Genomic DNA, 17,680 nt, shown 5'->3' on the forward strand with positions numbered 1-17,680 from the left:
GCCTGCGCTCACAGCTGGCGATGCTCAGCGGGGGGCGTCTCGGGACGTGACGGAACAAGGTCAGAAGACCACGGAGCAGTAGAACCGGCCGCCCCCCGCTGCGGGAAAGACCTCGTCAACGGATGAAGTCGATCTCCGGGTAACGCGGGTCCGAGACGGCGAGCAGGCGACCGCCCCGGCATCGCAGGTGCTGGTCGAAGAAGGCGCGCAGGTAGGTGCGCTGGATCCCGATGGATCGTTGTGGGTCGAGGGTGCCGACCAGCTCCGCCAGCTGTTGCGGGGTGAGCCCGATCTCGGTGGCGGCCTGAGGGTAGAGGGCGACGCCGTCGTTGAACGACCCGTGGACCGAGTCGCGCAGTCTCAGCTGGCGTTTCCAGCCGCGGTGGGCGGCCCAGAACGTGTTCCAGGTGGGATCTTCGGCGCCGGGGCCGTGGTCGCTGCTGACCAGCAAGAACGGCCGGGCCGAACCGCCGACCGCGGCGGGGCCGACGAAGGTGCCGTCCAGGTTGACGCCGGCCTTGAGGCGGGGGTCGTCGTGCATCACGGCGGCGGCGGTGCTGCCGCCGAGGGAATGGCCGAACATGCCGATGCGGTGCAAGTCGAGCGCGCCGCGCAGACCGTCCGGCAGCCGGCGGCGTCCGGCGTCCGGATTGCGGCCGGCGTCGAGGGCGGCCAGCTGGTCGAGGACGAACCGGGTGTCGGCGGCACGGACGGCGGCGGCCTGGACGACGACCTCGTCGGTGAGGTCCGGCGGAAGAGCGGCGACCTCGACCCGCCCGCCGGGGAACTCGACCTCGGAGGCGTCATGGGTGTGATCGATGGTCACGACGATGTATCCGTGGGCGGCCAGATCCTCGACGAGGACGGTGCCGGTGCCGCGGTCGCCGCCGAGGCCCGGCGAGTACAGCAGGACCGGGTGACCGCCGGTCCTGCGCAGGACCGGCGCCCCGGTCCGGCCGTGCGTACGGGTGTTCAGGATCCGGTCGGCGGGCAGGCCGAAGGTCTCGGAGAAGTGAGGCACCGCGCCGGGTGACAGCCACGGCTGCGGCAGGTGGCCGCGAAGGTCCCGGGCCGGGTACCAGATCTGGATCATGATCTCCCGGGCCGGGCGGCCCGGCACCCACGGATCGGTGCGGGTCGTATCACGCAGGTGAAGGGCGACGGTGCCGAGCGCGGCGGGGCCGGTCGGCGCGGGTAGGAGGTATCCCCCGGCGGGCCGGGAACGGGCAGCGGGTCCGGGACCGGAGGCCAGGGCGGCGGGCGCGGCGGCGGTCAGGCCGATACCGGAGGCCAGGGCGGCGGTGAGCAGCGTACGGCGGCGCAGTGGCCGTACGGCAGCAGTCATGTTCGTGATCGTGGCCGGTTTCAGCATGCCCATCACGCTGCCGGAAGCGGAACGAGTTGTCGGTGGGGCGGGCAGCCGGTCCGGGGTGGGGTTTTCCGCACCCGGCGACGGGCGGGTAGCCCTGTCGCCGCGGCAGCGGACGGTGTTTACCTTGATCACATGACAGCGGCGGAAGCGATGAACTCCTGGACGGTGCCGGCCGGCGCGGCCCGCACCTGGCGGGTCGCCGTCCACACGCTCGTGGGCCTGCCACTCGGAGTGCTCGGTTTCGCGCTGACCGGCGTCCTGCCGATCGGCGCCGTTTACTGCGCGGGCTGGAGCCTGCTGTACGCCAACCCCGGCGACTGGCCGACCACTGTCGGGTTCGTGCTGCTCGCCGTGGTCGCGCCGTGGCTGGCGCTGGTGGCCGCGCGGAGCCTGACCATGGTGCAGCGGCGGCGGTTCCGGGTGCTGCTCGGCGCCGACATCCCACCGCCGGCCCGGCCGGCCCGCGGGCGGCAGATCGCCTATCACCTGCTGGCGTTGTTCACCGGCGTGGCGTTCGCCGTGCTGGTGGTGGTGGCGCCCTGGACGGCCGCCCGGGTGGCCCGTGCCGACACGGCTCTGGCGCGCGCCCTGCTCGGCCCCGGCCGCCGTGCGGAGCTGTCGATGCGGGTGGAGTCGCTGGCCCGGAGCCGGGCCGACGTCGTGGCTGCGACCGACGCCGAACGCCGCCGGATCGAACGCGACCTGCACGACGGCGCGCAGCAGCGGCTGGTGTCGCTCGCGATGAACCTGGGCATGGCCCGCGCCAACCTCGCCGGGACCTCCGGACCGGCGATGCGGGCGATCGAGGACGCCCACGAGGAGGCCGTTCAGGCTCTCGCCGAGATGCGCGAGTTCGTCCGGGGGCTGCATCCCGCCGTGCTCGACGACCGCGGGCTGGACGCGGCCCTGTCCGGTGTCGCCGCCCGCGCACCGCTGCCGGTCCGGCTGCGCGTCGACGTGCCGGCGCGGTGCTCGCCGGTGGTGGAGGCGATCGCCTACTTCGTCGTCTCCGAGGCGCTCACCAACGTCAGCAAGCATGCCGGCGCCACCCACGCCGAGGTGATCGTCGAACGCGCCGCCGGCCGGCTGCGGGTCGTCGTCACCGACGACGGCCGGGGTGGTGCGACCACCGGCGGCGACGGCACCGGGCTGCTCGGGCTGGCCCGGCGTGCCGCCGCCGTCGACGGGACGTTCGCGCTGCACAGCCCGGCCGGCGGGCCGACGACGATCACCGTGGAGCTGCCGTGCGGATCGTGATCGCCGAGGATTCGGTGCTGCTGCGGGCCGGCCTGACCAAACTGCTCACCGACGGCGGTTTCGACGTCGTCGAGGCTGTCGCCGACGCCGGCGAGCTGCTCCGTGCGGTGGGTGTGCACCGGCCCGATGTGGCGCTCGTCGACGTGCGGATGCCACCGTCGCACACCGACGAGGGCATCCGGGCCGCCCTCGTCATCCATCACGAGTTCCCGGCCGTCGCCGTCGTCGTCCTGTCCCAGTTCGTCGAGGAGCGGTACGCCACCGACCTGCTGTCCGTCCGGACCAGTGGCGTCGGCTACCTGCTGAAGGATCGGGTGGCGCACGTGCCCGACTTCCTGGCCGCTGTGCGCCGGGTCGCCGCCGGCGGCACCGCGCTCGACCCGGAGGTGGTCGCCCAACTGCTCGTGCGGCATCGGGCCAACCCGCTGGAACGGCTCACCCCACGGGAGTCGGACGTGCTGCGACTGATGGCCGAGGGCCGTTCCAACAACGGCATCGCCGGCGAGCTGAAGATCAGTCACAGCGCGGTGGAGAAGTACATCGGCAACATCTTCACCAAACTGGATCTTCCGCCTACCGACTCCGACCACCGCCGGGTCCTCGCCGTCCTCCGGTATCTGCGCTTTTGAGGTGACCGCTCAGCTCCCATGGCATCCTATGTAGACACCCGTCGGGAGTGGGGGTACGTCTATGGTCCGCAGGTTCCTGGCCCAGGCCATCACTGTGATCGTTGTCGTTGCGACCGGGCTTGTCGCTTCCGCCGAGGCGGCACTTGCCTTCAGGCGACAGGTCACCTGCAACGGCGTCTACGCCCGGACGATCACCTACATCGCCGACAACGGCAAACCTCTGGGAGAGGTGCAGTGGAGCTGGTTCGCTTCGGCGCCGCACAGCCTCTACATCCGCGACTTCAACCTGTATGACGGTGCGGATGTCAGCGCTCGTGTCGATGCCGTCGAGGGCGGGGTGATCCAATACGACTGGGACATCCTGGTGGATCCGGACCCGTACCTCATCTACTACCCGGTCCGGAAGTTCCGGGCCGTGTGGAACGGCTATGCGTCGGACTGGTACCCGGCGAACAGCTGTTGACCGTTCACCCGCCGTCCTCGGGTCGCGCGGTGCCGGCGCCTCAACGGGCGTAAAGCACGCACGGCTCGCCCGCGACGGTGTAGGCGGCCTGCCGTGTCCAGCCGGTCGACTCATAGAGCCTGACCGCGGCCGCGTCGGGGTGGGCGACGAGCCAGGCCCGGGGGTGGCCGGCGACATAGCGGGTGAGCAGCTTGCGGCCGAGCCCCTGTCCGCGGTGGGCGGGCGCGACCATCAGTTCGGCGACGACGACAGCGGGAGCGACCAGGAGCGCGGCGACCTGCGGGGTGACGGCGTCGCGCAGGGCGCGGTCGAACTCGTTGTCCGCGGGCAGCAGGGCCGGGGCCGGCCAGCCGTAGACGGCTCCGGCGAGTTCGCCCTCGCGGTAGGCCACGACGCCGTACGCTGCCGGGTTCGTGGTCTGCCCGGCCAGCCGTTGCGGATAGCCGGCGATCTGCTCGGGTGTCTCGTTCCAGGGCGGGCCGGAGAAGCACTGCTGGTAGACCGGGAGAAGCTGGTCCTGCAGGCTGCGCAGGCGCCCGGCCGTGACCGCCGTGATGGCGTACATCAGCCGGCCTCGGCAATGAGCAGGGTGAGTTCCTGGACCAGCTCGTCCATACTCTGCCCGGTCTGGGACCGGACGAGGCTGAGCGCCAGTTCGGCGAGCAGGCAGAAGCCTCGGGTACGCATGGCTTCGTCGCCGATGGAGGCGAGCAGTTCCTCGGCGCCGGCGAAGTCACCGCGGTGTTTGGCCGCGATGACTCCCGCCGCCTGTTGCGCCGCGAGGAATGCCGGCCCGGGGCCGGCGTCGGTCACGGGGCGATGATGATCGGGTTGCCGGCGGCGCGGGCCGCGTCGAACCGCTTGGTCACGTCGGCCCAGTTGACCAGGTTCCACAGCCGGTCGACGTAGTCCGGGCGCACGTTCTTGTACTGCAGGTAGTACGCGTGCTCCCAGGCGTCGAAGACCAGGATCGGCGTGGAGCCCTGCCCGACGTTGCCGTGGTGGTCGTAGACCTGCTCCACGATCAGCCGCTGCGACAGCGGCTCCCAGGCCAGCACGCCCCAGCCGGAGCCCTGCACGCCCTTGGTCGCCGTGGACAGCTGCCCGGCGAACGCCTCGAACGAGCCGAAATGCTCGGTGATCGCCGCTTCGAGTTCGCCGTCGGGACGGTCGGCGCTGCTGCCCGGGCGCAGGTTGTTCCAGAAGATCGAGTGCAGCACGTGCCCGGACAGGTTGAACGCCAGGGTCTTCTCCAGCCCGACCAGCGTGCTGTAGTCGCCCTTGTCGCGCGCCTCGGCCAGCTGGTCGAGGGTGTCGTTGCTGCCCTTGACGTATGCCGCGTGGTGCTTGCTGTGGTGCAGCTCCAGGATCTGCCCCGACATCGCGGGCTCGAGCGCGCCGTAGTCGTAGGGCATGTCGGGAAGCGTGTAAACGGCCATCGGGACCTTCCGGTGATCAATTGACTTCTGCCTCGCCCAGTATGGACTATTGCAAGTATCTGGCAACTACGAAATGCTGGCTATAAGGGTGGGGGTGTTGCTTGGCCGTGACCATCCGCCCCGGGCGGCGCGTGCGCCGTCGTCGACGATGAAGGGCGTTCCGGCCCGCGATGATCCACGCCGCCGGAGCGCCCTTCACGCCTGGCATCCGCGTCGGCGGCCCGGCATCTCCAGCGGACTTTCAGCCGGCCTCGACCATCCACCGCAGCGCCTCGGCCGAACCCGAAGCACGGCAGCTGTTTCGGAGAGGACGTCGATGTCTGCACAAGCGAGGCACCACGCGAACGAGATCATCAGCGTGCGGATGATCACGCTTATTGCCAGGAGTTGGCAGTTAGTAAAGGCTGGCATCAATGCCCGACGCCCCCAAGGTGAGCCATCCATGCTGCCCAGAAAACGTCCTGCCGCCCTACTTGCCGCCGCCACCCTGATCGCTGCCACGCTGACGGCCTGCTCCGATCCGGACAGCAGCAGCGGCACCGGTGCCGCCCAGAACACCCTCGTGGTCGCCACCTCCGGCGAACCGGACACGCTGAACCCGGTGCTCGGCTACGGCGCCGACGGCTCCGCGCTGATGTTCGACGGCCTCGTCGCCCGCGACGCGCAGAACAGGCTGGTTCCGGCCCTGGCCGAGCAACTGCCGACGGTGGACGGCACCACCGTCACCGCCAAACTGCGCAGCGGCGTCACCTTCCACGACGGCAGCCCGCTCACCGCCGAGGACGTCGTCTTCACCTACCGCTCCGTGCTCGACCCCAAGGTGGACTCCACGATCCGCTCCGACCTGGACATGCTCGACAAGGTCGAGGCGAGCGACCCGTCCACGGTCAAGTTCACCCTCAAGTACGCCTACGCGCCGTTCCTGCAACGGCTGAACCTCGGCATCGTCCCGGCGAAGGCGTTGCAGGGTCAGGACGTCAACAAGGCCGGCTTCAACCGCAAGCCGATCGGCACCGGGCCGTACAAGGTGGCGTCCTGGACGCCGGGTGACCGGATGGTGCTGACCGCGAACGACACCTACTGGGGCGGCAAACCGGCCAACGACTCGGTCGTGGTCGCCTTCGTCCCGGACGACAACGTGCGCGCTCAGCGGGCCCGGGCCGGCGAGTTCGACGCGGTCGAGCTCGCACCGAAGCTGACCGGGGGCTTCACCGGCGTCGCCGGGTTCACCGTGCACAAGGTGCCGACCGCCGACTACCGCGGCGTGATGCTGCCGATGAAGGACCCGGTCACCGGTGACCCGGCGATCCGGCGGGCGCTGAACGTGGCCGTCGACCGCACGGCCATGGTCGCCGGCGTGCTCGGTGGGGCCGGCGAGCCCGCGTTCGGGCCGGTCCCGCCGACCTCCGAGTTCGCCGAGGCGTCGATCGCCGGGTCCGGCACGGCTGACACCGCCGCGGCGGCGAAGCTGCTCGACGAGGCCGGCTGGACGGCCGGCGCCGACGGGATCCGGGCCAAGGGCGCTCAGCGCGCGGAGTTGACGCTGATGTACCCGGCCGCCGACAGCCTGCGCAAGGAACTCGCCCTCGCGGTCACCTCGGATGCCAAGAAGGCCGGGATCGAGATCAAGCCGGAGGGCCTGACCTGGGACGCGATCACGCCGCGGATGAAGTCCGACGCGCTGATCATGGGCTGGGGCACGCCGTTCGACCCGGACTTCGTCTCCTACAAGCTGTTCGGCTCCCAGTTCGCCGAGCAGGGCTTCTTCAACCCGGGCTCCTACTCCTCGCCGGTCGTCGACAAGGCACTGCAGGACGGCCGCAGCCAGACCGACCCGGCCCAGCGCAAGGCCGCGTACGCCACCTTCCAGAAGCAACTCGCCGCCGACGCGCCCTGGGTGTTCCTCACCTATCTGCAGCACACCTACGTGATCCGCGACAACATCACCGGGGTCAGCCCGCGCGTCGAGGCGCACGAGCACGGCGTGGCCGGCGGCATCTGGTGGAACCTGCACACCTGGTCCAAGAATTGATCACCGTGATCCGGCGGCGGCTCGCCGTCGCCGTACCGGTGCTGTTCGCCACCACGATCGGCATGTTCCTGCTCGGTGCGGCATCCCCGATGGACCCGGCCATGCAGTACGCCGGAGCCGCCGCGTTCACCGCCACCCCGGAGAACCTGGCGCAGATCCGCGCCAACTGGGGTGTCGACGACCCGCTGCCGGTGCAGTACTTCCGTTGGCTGTCCAACCTCGTGCAGGGAGATCTGGGCTGGTCCACCTCCCGGCACGAGCCGGTCGCCGCGGTGATCGGCGCCCGGGCCGGCTGGACGCTGCTGCTGATCGGGATCACCCTCGCGGTGGTCCTGATCGGCAGCCTCGTGCTGGGCACCATCGCCGCCTACCGGCGCGGCGGCCTGTTCGACCGGGCGTTGCGGGCGGCGGCGTACGCGGTCGAGTCGATGCCGGTCTTCTGGCTGGCCCTCGCGGCGATCGCCGTGTTCGCCCTGGCGCTGGGCTGGTTCCCGGCCGGTGGGCTGACTGATGTCACCGCCACGTCCACCTCGTTCACCGACGTGGCGCACCACCTCGTGCTCCCGGTGACCGTCCTGGCGATCTCGCAGGCGCCGTGGTTCCTGCTGTTCGTGCGTGACTCGGTCGCCGAGAGCCTGCGTGACGACCACGTGCTCGCCGCCTGGGCCCGGGGCCTGCGCGGCCGTACCGTCCTGTTCGGCCACGCCCTGCGCACCGCGCTGCTGCCGTTCCTCACCCTGATCGGCACCCACCTGCCGGAGATCGTCGGCGGGTCGGTGCTGGTGGAGACCGTCTTCTCGCTGCCCGGACTGGGTGGGGTCACCGTGCAGGCCGCGCTCGGCAGCGACTTCCCGCTGCTGGCCGCGATCACGTTGATCACCACCGCGGTGGTGCTGCTGGCGAACCTGGCCACCGACCTGGCCTACACGGCCGCCGATCCCCGGGTGCGTATCGATGGCTGACCTCGCCCTGCCCCGCCCCCGCCGACTGCCGGTCCCGCAACTGTCGGCGGTCGTCCTCGTCGTCGCGCTGGGCGCCACCGTGCTCGTGCCCCTGCTGTGGCCTTTGGATCAGAGCGCCGTGGCGCTCGACAACATCGCGCAGCCGCCGTCGCCCGCCCATCCCGGCGGCACCGACGACCTGGGCCGCGACGTGCTGCACCGCAGCATCTACGGCCTGCGCGTCTCGCTGCTGGTCGGCATCGTCGCCGCCCTGGCCGCCTCCGTGCTCGGCGGCATCGTCGGCGGCCTCGCCGGCCTGCTCGGCGGCTGGACCGACCGGGTGCTCATGCGCGTCGTCGACACCCTCGCCGCGCTGCCGCACCTGCTGCTCGGCATTTTCATCGTGGCGATGCTGCGCCCCAGCCTCGGCGCGGTGATCCTGTCCATCGGGCTCACCCACTGGCTGTCCACCGCCCGCATCGTCCGCTCGGAACTGCTGACGCTGCGGACCCGCCCGTTCATCGACGCCGCGATCTCCGGCGGTGCAAGCCGCCGCCGCGTGCTCACCCGGCATCTGCTGCCGCACGTGGTGCCGAAGATCGCGCTGGCCACCACGTTGATGATCCCGCACGCGGTCTGGCACGAGACGTCGCTGTCGTTCCTCGGACTCGGCCTGCCGCCGCACCTCGCCTCCCTCGGCAACATGATCAACGACGGGCAGCGGTCCCTGCTGACCGGCGCCTGGTGGGCCAGCATCGTTCCCGGCCTGCTGATCATCGTGGTCACCCTGGCCATCGCGGCGCTTGCCGGCCGCTGGCGCGACCGCCTCGATCCCCGAGTCCGAGCGGAGCTCAACCTATGACCGAAACCCTGCTGCGCACCGAAGGGCTCAGCGTGCGTTTCCGCTTGCGCGATGCGGTGGTTCAGGCGGTGACAGCGCTCGATCTGACCGTACGCCGGGGCGAGCTGCTCGCCGTGGTCGGCGAATCCGGCTGCGGCAAGTCGGTGCTCGCCCACGCGCTGCTCGGCCTGCTGCCCGCCAACGCCGTGGTCACGGGCCACGCCACCTTCGACGGCACCGACCTGCTGCATTGCGGCGAGAAGCAACTCGCCCGCAGCATCCGCGGCCGGCGCCTCGGCCTGATCCCGCAGAGCCCCGCCACCGCGCTCACCGCCGTGCGCACCGGCCGCAAACTGCTCACCGAGACGCTGCGCACCCACGGCCGCGACCCGCACCTCGCCGACCAGGTCGCCGCTGACGCTGGTCTGCAGGCGGCTGACCTCGACCGCTACCCGTTCCAGCTGTCCGGCGGCATGTCGCAGCGCCTGGTGACCGCCCTCGCCCTCGCCCCTGATCCGGCCCTGCTGATCGCCGACGAGCCGACGACCGGGCTGGACCGGCCGTTGGTCGACCACACCCTCGACCTGCTGCGCCGCCGCTGCGACGACGGCGGCGCGGTCCTGCTGATCACCCACGACCTGGCCGCGGCCGAACGCGTCGCCGACACCGTCGCCGTCATGTACGCCAGCCGCGTCGTCGAGCACCGGGCGGCTTCCGAGGTGTTCACGGCACCGGCTCACCCGTACACCTCCGCGCTGTTGCAAGCCCTCCCCCAGCGGGAGTTCCTGCCCATCCCCGGCCACCCACCGATGCTGACCGCGCTCCCGCAGGGATGCGCGTTCGCCGCGCGCTGCCCGCGCGCCAGCGACGCGTGCGCGACCCAACCGGTCGGACCGGTCGCCTGCCACCACCCGCTGCTGCCCTCGGAGGTGCCGGCATGACCCTCGCCGCCTGCGGCGTCTCGGCCGGCTACCGCGGCCGCCGCGTGCTCGACGACGTCTCCCTGTCCGTCGCGCCCGGCGAGACCGTCGGTCTTCGCGGCCCCTCCGGCTGCGGAAAATCCACACTGGTACGGGTCCTCGCGCTGCTGCACGCCCCCACCGGCGGACACATCGACCTCGACGGGCAACGCGTCGACGGCGCCCGGCATCGGGTTCCCGCGCAGACCCGTACCCGCATCGGGCTGCTGTTCCAAAGCCCCCGCGCGGCCAGCGACCCCCGGCTGAGCCTGGCCGACCTGATCGCCGAACCGATGCGCGCCACCCGGGCACCCCGCGACCAGGTCCAGTCGCGGGTCGCCGAACTCGCCGAACGCGTCGGGCTCACCCCCGACCTGCTCACCCGGCGCCCCCACGCGGTCAGCGACGGCCAGCTGCAACGCGCCTGCCTGGCCAGGGCGCTGATACACCGGCCCCGGTACCTGCTGTGCGACGAGGCGACCACCATGCTGGACGCCTCCACCCAGGCACACGTGGCCGCCGTCATCAGACAGGAGCAGCAGGACAACGACACGGGAGTGCTGGTGGTCAGCCACGACCCGGCACTGCTGACCCGCTGGGCCGACCGGATCACCGACATGCCGGGCCCGGCGCAAGCAGCCTGAGCTCTCCCCGCGCCCAGCGTCTGTTGTGCCGGCTCTCAGGCAACACTAAGTTGAGGGAGCCAACTGCGGCGACGCGAGGGAAACCGGTGAGAGACCGGTGCGGTCGCGCCACTGTGACCGGCCCGTGTGAACGGGCCGGGAGTCAGGAAGCTCGCCCGCCGCAGCCCCACGAGCGGGACGCGTCATCCCGTAGGAGGTTTGATCTCGCATGTCCGACGTTCAGCCGGTTCACCCCACCGGCGCCCCCGCGATCTCCGGCCGGTTGCTCGGCACGGCGGTCGCGGTCGTCGTGGTGATGTTGCTGCTGGCCTATCTGGTCGCCTTCGACCAGGGCGCCATCTCGCAGAGCGGCGAGTACCTGCACGAGCTCATGCACGACGGCCGTCACCTGCTGGGTGTGCCGTGCCACTGACCGACTCCCCCAGCCGCGGTTTCGGTGCCCTGCTGATCCGTGGCCTGCTCGCCGGGCTGATCGCCGGCCTGCTGGCCGGCGGCTTCGCCTTCGTCTTCGGTGAGCCGCACATCGACGCCGCCATCGCCATCGAGGAGGCCGCCGCCGACGCCTCCGGCGACGCCGGTCATCACGAGGAGCCGGTCGTCAGCCGGGACGGGCAGAAAGCCGGTCTGGTGCTGGCCACCACGCTGTTCGGTCTGGCCATGGGCGGGATCTTCGCCACCGGGTACGCGTTGCTGCGCCGCCGGTTGCACACCGGCAGCGACAGCCGGGCCGCGCTGCAGCTGGCCGGCGCGGCGCTGCTCGGTGCCGTGGTGGTGCCGTTCCTGAAGTATCCGCCGAATCCGCCGGCGGTCGGTGATCCGGCCACCATCAACCAGCGCACCTGGAGTTATCTGGCGGCGCTGGTGCTCGGCCTGATCGCGGTCTGGGCCGCGGTGCTGGCCGCCCGCACCCAGCGCGTGGAATGGCGGCGAGCGGTCGGCGCCGTGGTCGGCTTCCTGGTGGTGGTCGCGGTGGCGTACCTGCTGCTGCCGACCATCGAGGAGGTTCCGGAGACGTTCCCGGCGACGTTGCTGTGGGACTTCCGGGTGACTTCGCTGGGCGTGCAGACGGTGCTGTGGACGGTGCTGGGCATCGCGTTCGCCGCGCTGGTCGCACCGCGCGCCACCCCGGCCCAGCCGGCGGCCCAGGTCGAGGAGACCGCCGCAGCGTAAGAACGGCCAAGCGCCCCGGAAGCATGCTTCCGGGGCGCTTGGCTTTTCTAGAAGTCGTCGTCGAAGCTCACGGTTCCGGAGACCCCGACCTGGTACGCCGAGACGCGCCGCTCGAAGAAGTTGGACAGCTCCTGGACGTCCTGCAGCTCCATGAACGCGAACGGGTTCTTGCTGCCGTAGACCGGCTCGATGCCGAGCGCGGCGAGCCGCCGGTCGGCGACGTGCTGCAGGTATTCCCGCATGTCACCGAGCGACATCCCGGAGACGCCCTGTTCGAGCAGATCGGCGGCGAACTGCACCTCGCACTCGACGGCCTCGGCGAGCATGTCGCGGACCTGCTGCTCCATGTCGGCGTCGAACAGGTCCGGCTCTTCGGCGCGGACCTGGTCGACCACGTCGAAAGCGAAGGCCATGTGCATGCTCTCGTCGCGGAACACCCAGTTGGTGCCGGACGCCAGGCCTTGCAGCACGCCGCGGGAGCGCAGGAAGTAGACGTAGGCGAAAGCGCCGTAGAAGAACAGGCCCTCGATGCAGGCGGCGAAGCAGATCACGTTGAGCAGGAATGCCCGCCGGTCCTCCTTCGTCTTCAACTCGCGCAGCTCGAAGACCGAGTCGATCCACTTGAAGCAGAACTCGGCCTTGCGGGCGATCGACGGGATGTTCTCCACCGCCGCGAACGCCTCGAACCGCTCCTGCTCGTCCGGCACGTAGGTGTCGAGCAGGTTCAGATAGAACTGGACGTGCACGGCCTCCTCGAACAGCTGCCGCGACAGGTAGAGCCGGCCCTCCGGGGAGTTGACGTGCTGGTACAGGTTGAGGACCAGGTTGTTCGCCACGATGGTGTCACCGGTGGCGAAGAACGCGACCAACCGCGACACCAGGTGTTTCTCGGCGTCCGAGAGGCGGGCCAGGTCGGCGAGGTCGCCGTGCAGGTCGACCTCCTCGACGGTCCAGGTGTTCTTGATGGCGTCCTTGAACCGGTCGAAGAAGTGCGGGTACTTCATCGGCCGCAGGGTCAGGTCCATTCCGGGGTCCAACAGCATTACTGGCACGCCTCACACGATTCGGGGTTTTCCAGGGAGCAGAGTTCGGCCTCGGTCAGCGCCGGGATCAGCGACACCGGTGCGACCTGCACCGGAGCTGCCACCGGGGCGGTGACCGCGACGGTGGCCTGCTGAATGCGCGTCGCGGGGCGCGACCGCAGGTAATAGCTGGTCTTGAGACCGGCCTTCCACGCGTAGAGGTACATCGAGGACAGCTTGTTGATCGTCGGCGCGGCCAGGAACAGGTTCAGCGACTGCGACTGATCGATGTACGGGGCACGCGCCGCCGCGAGTTCGATGAGCGCCTTCTGCGGCAGTTCCCACGCGGTCCGGAACAGCTCGCGCACGTCGGCGGGGATTTCGGTGATGCCCTGCACCGAGCCCTCGGCCCGCTTGATCGCCTCACGGATCGGGGCGGTCCACAGGCCGCGAGCCTTCAGCTCGCGTACCAGATAGGTGTTGATCTGAAGGAACTCACCCGACATGGTCTCGCGCTTGAACAGGTTGCTGACCTGCGGCTCGATGCATTCGTAGCAGCCGGCGATCGACGCGATCGTCGCCGTGGGCGCGATCGCGATCAGCAGCGAGTTCCGCAGCCCGTGCGCGGCGATCTTCTCCTTCACTGTGGCCCAGCGCTCGGTCTGCGAGACCGTGGCGCCCCACAGGTCCGGGTGCAGGTCACCCCGGGCGGCCCGGGTCTCCGGGTAGGCCGGGTGCGGCCCGAACTGCTGGGCGAGAGCGACCGACGACTCCAGGGCGGTCAGGAAGATCTCCTCCTGCACCCGGGTCGACAGTTCGCGGGCGGCGTCCGAGTCGAACGGCAGGCCCAGCGTGAAGAACGCGTCCTGCAGACCCATCAGGCCCAGCCCGACCGGCCGCCACCGCGGGTTCGACGCGGCAGCCTGCTGTGACGGGTAGTAGTTGATGTCGATGACCCGGTCCAGGTAGACCACCGCGGTCCGGACGGTCTCGCGCAGCTTCTCCCAGTTCACGCCTTCGGCGGTGGTGTGCGCGCCCAGGTTGATCGAGCCGAGGTTGCAGACCGCGGTCTCGGCGTCCGAGTTGACCTCGAGGATCTCGGTGCACAGGTTCGACAGGTGGATCGTGTTACCGGGAGAACCGGTCTGGTTCGACAGGGCGTTGGAGCGGTCCTTGAAGGTCATCCAGCCGTTGCCGGTCTGCGCCAGCGTGCGCATCATCCGCCCGTACAGATCCCGGGCTTTGACGGTCTTGACGGCCTTCTTCTCGGCCGCCCGGTATGCCTCGGTGAATTCCTCACCGAACAGGTCGGGAAGCTCCGGGGCGTCGGACGGGTCGATCAGCGACCAGTCGGCGTCCGCCTCGACGCGGCGCATGAACTCGTCCGGGATCCAGTTCGCCAGGTTCAGGTTGTGGGTGCGCCGCGACTCCTCGCCGGTGTTGTCGCGCAGCTCCAGGAACTCCTCGACGTCCGGGTGCCACGGCTCCAGGTAGACGCAGGCCGCGCCCTTGCGCCGGCCACCCTGGTTGACCGCGGCGACACCGGCGTCGAGGGTCTTGAGGAACGGGACGATGCCGTTGGACTTGCCGTTCGTGCCGCGGATGAGCGCGCCCCGGCCCCGGACCCGGGTCCAGGAGATGCCGATACCGCCGGAGAACTTCGACAGTTTCGCAACCTGGTGGTACCGCTCGTAGATCGAGTCCAGTTCGTCGCGCGGCGAGTCGACCAGGAAACACGACGACATCTGGGTGTGCCGGGTCCCGGAGTTGAACAGCGTCGGCGAGCTGGGCAGGTACGCCAGCGAGGACATCAGCCGGTAGAAGCCGATCGCTTCGCGGGCGTCCTTCGACAGGCCGCAGGCCACCCGCAGCAGCCAGTACTGCGGGGTCTCCACGACGACGCGCTCCTGCGGGTGGCGCAGCAGGTAGCGGTCGGCGACGGTCCGCAGGCCGAAGTACTCGAACCGCAGGTCACCGGCCGCGTCGATGGCGTCGTCGAGCTTGCGGGCGTTGCGGGCCACGAACGCCGCGGTCTCGTCGCCGATCAGACCGAGACCATGGGCGTAGCGGATCGACTGGCTGAAGCTCGCCACCTGCTGGCCGCGAACCTCCTTGTCGACGTACGCGGCCAGCAGCCGGGCGGCGAGCTTGGAGTACTGCGGCTCCTCACCGATCAGCTCGGCGGCCGTCTGGATCGACAATTTGTCCAGCTCAGCGGTGGTCGCTCCGTCGTAGAGCCCACTGATCGTCTTGGTCGCGACCCGCAGCGGATCCACCTCGTCGAGGTCCGCGACCCACAACTCGACCGCCTTGACGATCTTGTTGACGTCGACCGGTTCCAGGTCACCGTTGCGTTTGCGGACCTGCATCACGTGCCGGCGCTGCTCCGGCACCACTGCACTGGTTTCCGCCGTGGTCGTCATATGCCCCCTCCTTCATGCCCTCTCGACAGGTCGTCGGGCACGCAGGAGGACGCCACCGGGACCACGGCAGGCGCCCGGTTCGATGGCGTCGGCCGTCCCACGCGACCTTCGACCGCCGTGCGCCCCCTCGGCACACGGCGCGCTGGCAGGTCTTCGGACTCGTGGGCGGCCTACTCGCTCCTACTGGCCGTCGCTTCCCAGGCCGGAGCCCAGTGCTTCATGACGGCGGTCGTTCCCACTCACCGCTGCGGGGCAGTCCCGGTATCACACCGGGTTCCCTGTTGCCTCGGCCGGGCCCTTGAAAGGCTCGGCCGAACCAGCTGCGGGCACACCATATATGGGCGGCCGCCGAAAGTCCTACCCCACATGGTGTGTCGAGCGTGTCATCCCGCCGAGATCAATCGGATTGTCCGGCGGGTGCCCGGATGACCGACAGCGCCAGCGGCGCGGGCATCTCGGCGATCCCGGGACCGCCGGCACGCACCCAGGCAGCGATGTCGGTGACGATCACATCGTCCAGGACCAGCCCGAACCACACCGGCCGGGCACCCTGGCGGCGGGCTGCCGGCGTCGGATGCACGACCACGACGTTCGATGGGTGCGTTTCTTCCTGAGTGAGCTGCGCGACGCGCATCGATGTCCGCCCGTTGTGGCCTTCGCTGACCGGTTGGTATGGGTTGGTTGACCGGTTCCCGGTGGAGGTGGGCGGGTGGATGGTGATCAGATCGTGCGGTTGCTGGCCGAGCGGGAGGCGGCGGCTCGGGCCGAGTGGCTGCGGCTGGAGCAGGAGGCCGCGCAGATCACGGGGTTGATCGAGGAATGCCGGCGGGAGATCGAACGCCTCGCGATCACGCGGGAGGTGTTGTCCGGGCTGGTCACCGTGCCGGAGGAGCCGGTGCCGGCAGTGCCGGGCCGGGATCCGGTCGGGGACTTCGGGGAGCAGTTGCTGGTGGTGCTGGCCGACGCGGCGCGGCCGATGCGGTGCCGGGAGGTGGTGGCCGTGCTGGGTGAGGATCCGTCGGTGGCCCGGCATGGTGAGCGGGTCCGGCACCGGTTGAAGAAGCTGGCGGCAGCGGGCCTCGTGCGCGAAGTAGAGCCGGGACTGTTCGCCCGGTCGGAGGATTCCGGCTCCTCGCCCGGGGTGACCCGGCCGGAGTGGCGCCGACGAGGTGGTGGTCTTCCTGGATGGCCTGGGTTTGTCGAAGAACCGGCTGACCCGAGGAAGACCCGATGGCACCATATCCCTGTCCCGAGCCCGGCGACGCCGCTTATGCCGCGTCCGTGCCTTATTCGACGCATTGATCACCCGGCTGAGTGACCCACGGATGACCGACCGGCCGGAACACGCCGTGGAGGAGTTCATCGCCGGCTGCGGCCGTGACGTGCTGCGCCAGGCGTTGCAGGATCACCTCGACGCCCGCGCCGCCGCGGAACGGCGGCTGCCGGAGGTGACCGGCGCCGACCAGGTGCCACGGCGGCGGGCCGAGCCGGGGCATACCCGGCTGCTGTCGACCACGCTCGGCCGGGTGGAGGTCACCCGGATCGCCTACCGCCATCCGGGAGTGTCCAATCTGCACCCGGCCGACGCCCGGCTCGCCCTGCCCGAGGGCCGGTACTCGTTCCCGACGTCATGCCCGCCGGCGCGACCGAACGCGCTGATCGAGTGGTAGTGGACTGCCGTGCGCCCCTGAGGGGACGGAAAGCAGTCGATCGCACCGGCGTTGCGGTCCGGTCAGCGGCGGCGCTGCCGGTAGCGGCACCGGCTGACGGGTGCGCCCGGCGCAGGGCTGCCGGATGGGCGCGGGTGCGAGAGATCCAGTCCCGGTCCGCGACTGGGTGAAGGCGGGGTAGCGCCGCCCGCACGACGGTGAACGTGGCACCCGCCGTTGGTCGTCACCGGAACGGCAGGCCACCAGCAGGCCGCGGGCGGCAACCACGGCTCGGTCGAGGGAGTCGTCGACGGCACGGACCAGCACCGTCACTGCGCGGCGGTCCGGGCCCGGGACCCGCGAACGCCGCCGTTACCGCCGCGACACGCAGCCTGCCCCATAGGTCGTCCGCGTCGCCGGTTCCTCCCCGTGCTCTCTGGGCTCAGATCAGGGGATCGTGCACTTCAGATCGCTTTCAAGCCGGGGGTCAACATCCACGCCATCGGCCCGACCAGCGAGCGGGCCGATGTAGCACTGAGCGTCTTCTGGATACCGGATGGACGAACTCTGCGTGAGCTGGCCTTGCCCTGAGTGGGCGTCTCGTCGCGCACCGAGGTGTGCGCCCTGGTCCGCCGGCCCTGAAGATCTTTCTTGCTTTCGGATGTCACTTGACGACCGGCTCGTGAGTCGTACCGGTAACAGCTGACGGGCAGGAGCTGCGTTTGTGGACCCGGAACCGAATCTACGTGACGTGTATGCCGCCTCGCCCGCCTGGCTCTACGGCATGAGCGGCGGGCTGGCCGTCGGCAAGCGGTGAACTCACGGGTGACCGCCCGTTC

20 protein-coding genes and 2 riboswitches are annotated in these 17,680 nt (G+C 70.3%); of the genes, 13 read left to right on the forward strand and 7 right to left on the reverse strand.

Annotation, left to right across the window (positions count from 1 at the left end):
• Positions 1–115 precede the first annotated feature (115 nt).
• On the reverse strand, positions 116–1,345 hold the full coding sequence (locus tag OHA21_RS15540) for an alpha/beta hydrolase family protein (protein ID WP_328474571.1): 1,230 nt from the start codon (positions 1,343–1,345) through the stop codon (positions 116–118).
• Between OHA21_RS15540 and OHA21_RS15545 the strand changes: the two genes are divergently transcribed.
• The 4 genes from OHA21_RS15545 (at position 1,344) to OHA21_RS15560 (ending at position 3,721) form a co-directional block, all read left to right on the forward strand.
• Positions 1,344–1,508, forward strand: a complete 165-nt coding sequence (locus OHA21_RS15545; protein WP_328474572.1) for a hypothetical protein — start codon at positions 1,344–1,346, stop codon at positions 1,506–1,508. The genes OHA21_RS15540 and OHA21_RS15545 overlap by 2 nt on opposite strands.
• Positions 1,505–2,629: a sensor histidine kinase gene (locus tag OHA21_RS15550; RefSeq protein ID WP_328474573.1), complete on the forward strand. Its 1,125-nt coding sequence runs from the start codon at positions 1,505–1,507 to the stop codon at positions 2,627–2,629. The genes OHA21_RS15545 and OHA21_RS15550 overlap by 4 nt, the downstream gene beginning before the upstream one ends.
• A complete protein-coding gene (locus OHA21_RS15555) occupies positions 2,617–3,258 on the forward strand; it encodes a response regulator transcription factor (protein ID WP_328474575.1) in 642 nt (213 codons plus the stop codon). Before OHA21_RS15550 ends, OHA21_RS15555 begins: the two co-directional genes overlap by 13 nt.
• A 61-nt stretch (positions 3,259–3,319) precedes the next feature.
• The gene (locus tag OHA21_RS15560; protein ID WP_328474578.1) at positions 3,320–3,721 is read left to right on the forward strand and encodes a hypothetical protein; all 402 of its coding nucleotides are present in this window, start codon (positions 3,320–3,322) and stop codon (positions 3,719–3,721) included.
• Between the two features lie 40 nt (positions 3,722–3,761).
• Here OHA21_RS15560 and OHA21_RS15565 read toward each other — a convergent pair whose 3' ends face one another.
• The 3 genes from OHA21_RS15565 to OHA21_RS15575 are packed head-to-tail and all read right to left on the reverse strand — an operon-like array spanning position 3,762 to position 5,160.
• Positions 3,762–4,286 (reverse strand): GNAT family N-acetyltransferase, encoded by a 525-nt coding sequence (locus OHA21_RS15565; RefSeq protein ID WP_328474580.1) that lies wholly within the window; start codon positions 4,284–4,286, stop codon positions 3,762–3,764.
• On the reverse strand, positions 4,286–4,534 hold the full coding sequence (locus OHA21_RS15570; protein WP_328474582.1) for a superoxide dismutase: 249 nt from the start codon (positions 4,532–4,534) through the stop codon (positions 4,286–4,288). Before OHA21_RS15570 ends, OHA21_RS15565 begins: the two co-directional genes overlap by 1 nt.
• Positions 4,531–5,160, reverse strand: coding sequence for a superoxide dismutase (locus OHA21_RS15575; protein WP_328474584.1), 630 nt, complete (start codon positions 5,158–5,160; stop codon positions 4,531–4,533). The genes OHA21_RS15570 and OHA21_RS15575 overlap by 4 nt, the downstream gene beginning before the upstream one ends.
• 442 nt (positions 5,161–5,602) lie before the next feature.
• On the opposite strand from OHA21_RS15575, the gene OHA21_RS15580 reads away from it, so the two are divergent.
• From OHA21_RS15580 to OHA21_RS15610, 7 genes are all read left to right on the forward strand, one after another.
• Positions 5,603–7,192 carry an ABC transporter substrate-binding protein gene (locus OHA21_RS15580; protein WP_328474586.1) on the forward strand — a complete coding sequence of 530 codons (1,590 nt, stop codon included), beginning with the start codon at positions 5,603–5,605 and terminating at the stop codon, positions 7,190–7,192.
• Complete coding sequence (locus OHA21_RS15585) at positions 7,162–8,154, forward strand: ABC transporter permease (RefSeq protein WP_328474588.1); 993 nt, start codon at positions 7,162–7,164, stop codon at positions 8,152–8,154. Before OHA21_RS15580 ends, OHA21_RS15585 begins: the two co-directional genes overlap by 31 nt.
• Positions 8,147–8,995, forward strand: a complete 849-nt coding sequence (locus OHA21_RS15590) for an ABC transporter permease (RefSeq protein ID WP_328468700.1) — start codon at positions 8,147–8,149, stop codon at positions 8,993–8,995. Before OHA21_RS15585 ends, OHA21_RS15590 begins: the two co-directional genes overlap by 8 nt.
• On the forward strand, positions 8,992–9,915 hold the full coding sequence (locus OHA21_RS15595; protein WP_328474590.1) for an ABC transporter ATP-binding protein: 924 nt from the start codon (positions 8,992–8,994) through the stop codon (positions 9,913–9,915). Before OHA21_RS15590 ends, OHA21_RS15595 begins: the two co-directional genes overlap by 4 nt.
• Positions 9,912–10,577, forward strand: coding sequence for an ABC transporter ATP-binding protein (locus OHA21_RS15600; protein WP_328474592.1), 666 nt, complete (start codon positions 9,912–9,914; stop codon positions 10,575–10,577). The genes OHA21_RS15595 and OHA21_RS15600 overlap by 4 nt, the downstream gene beginning before the upstream one ends.
• Before the next feature lie 78 nt (positions 10,578–10,655).
• A riboswitch (cobalamin riboswitch) is annotated at positions 10,656–10,728 on the forward strand.
• A 57-nt stretch (positions 10,729–10,785) separates the two neighbouring features.
• Positions 10,786–10,989, forward strand: a complete 204-nt coding sequence (locus OHA21_RS15605) for a CbtB domain-containing protein (RefSeq protein WP_328474594.1) — start codon at positions 10,786–10,788, stop codon at positions 10,987–10,989.
• A complete protein-coding gene (locus OHA21_RS15610; RefSeq protein ID WP_328474596.1) occupies positions 10,980–11,747 on the forward strand; it encodes a CbtA family protein in 768 nt (255 codons plus the stop codon). Before OHA21_RS15605 ends, OHA21_RS15610 begins: the two co-directional genes overlap by 10 nt.
• Before the next feature lie 47 nt (positions 11,748–11,794).
• Here the strand turns inward: OHA21_RS15610 and OHA21_RS15615 are convergent, their stop codons facing one another.
• The 3 genes from OHA21_RS15615 to OHA21_RS15625 all read right to left on the reverse strand — a co-directional run bounded on the left by OHA21_RS15615 (position 11,795) and on the right by OHA21_RS15625 (position 15,826).
• Entirely contained in the window at positions 11,795–12,790 is a 996-nt protein-coding gene (locus OHA21_RS15615) for a ribonucleotide-diphosphate reductase subunit beta (RefSeq protein WP_328478426.1), read from the reverse strand.
• A complete protein-coding gene (locus tag OHA21_RS15620; protein WP_328474598.1) occupies positions 12,790–15,192 on the reverse strand; it encodes a ribonucleoside-diphosphate reductase subunit alpha in 2,403 nt (800 codons plus the stop codon). Before OHA21_RS15620 ends, OHA21_RS15615 begins: the two co-directional genes overlap by 1 nt.
• A gap of 127 nt (positions 15,193–15,319) precedes the next feature.
• A riboswitch (cobalamin riboswitch) is annotated at positions 15,320–15,528 on the reverse strand.
• A gap of 61 nt (positions 15,529–15,589) precedes the next feature.
• Positions 15,590–15,826, reverse strand: a complete 237-nt coding sequence (locus OHA21_RS15625; protein ID WP_328474600.1) for a hypothetical protein — start codon at positions 15,824–15,826, stop codon at positions 15,590–15,592.
• 93 nt (positions 15,827–15,919) lie between these two features.
• Here OHA21_RS15625 and OHA21_RS15630 point away from each other — a divergent pair, with 93 nt between their 5' ends.
• Together OHA21_RS15630 and OHA21_RS15635 are read left to right on the forward strand one after the other, a co-directional pair.
• Entirely contained in the window at positions 15,920–16,510 is a 591-nt protein-coding gene (locus OHA21_RS15630) for a hypothetical protein (protein ID WP_328474602.1), read from the forward strand.
• Positions 16,511–16,517: 7 nt separating this feature from the next.
• A complete protein-coding gene (locus OHA21_RS15635; protein WP_328474604.1) occupies positions 16,518–16,862 on the forward strand; it encodes a hypothetical protein in 345 nt (114 codons plus the stop codon).
• The last annotated feature ends 818 nt before the right edge of the window (positions 16,863–17,680 follow it).

The sequence above is a fragment of the Actinoplanes sp. NBC_00393 genome, assembly GCF_036053395.1.
In the GTDB taxonomy this organism is placed as follows: Bacteria; Actinomycetota; Actinomycetes; order Mycobacteriales; family Micromonosporaceae; genus Actinoplanes.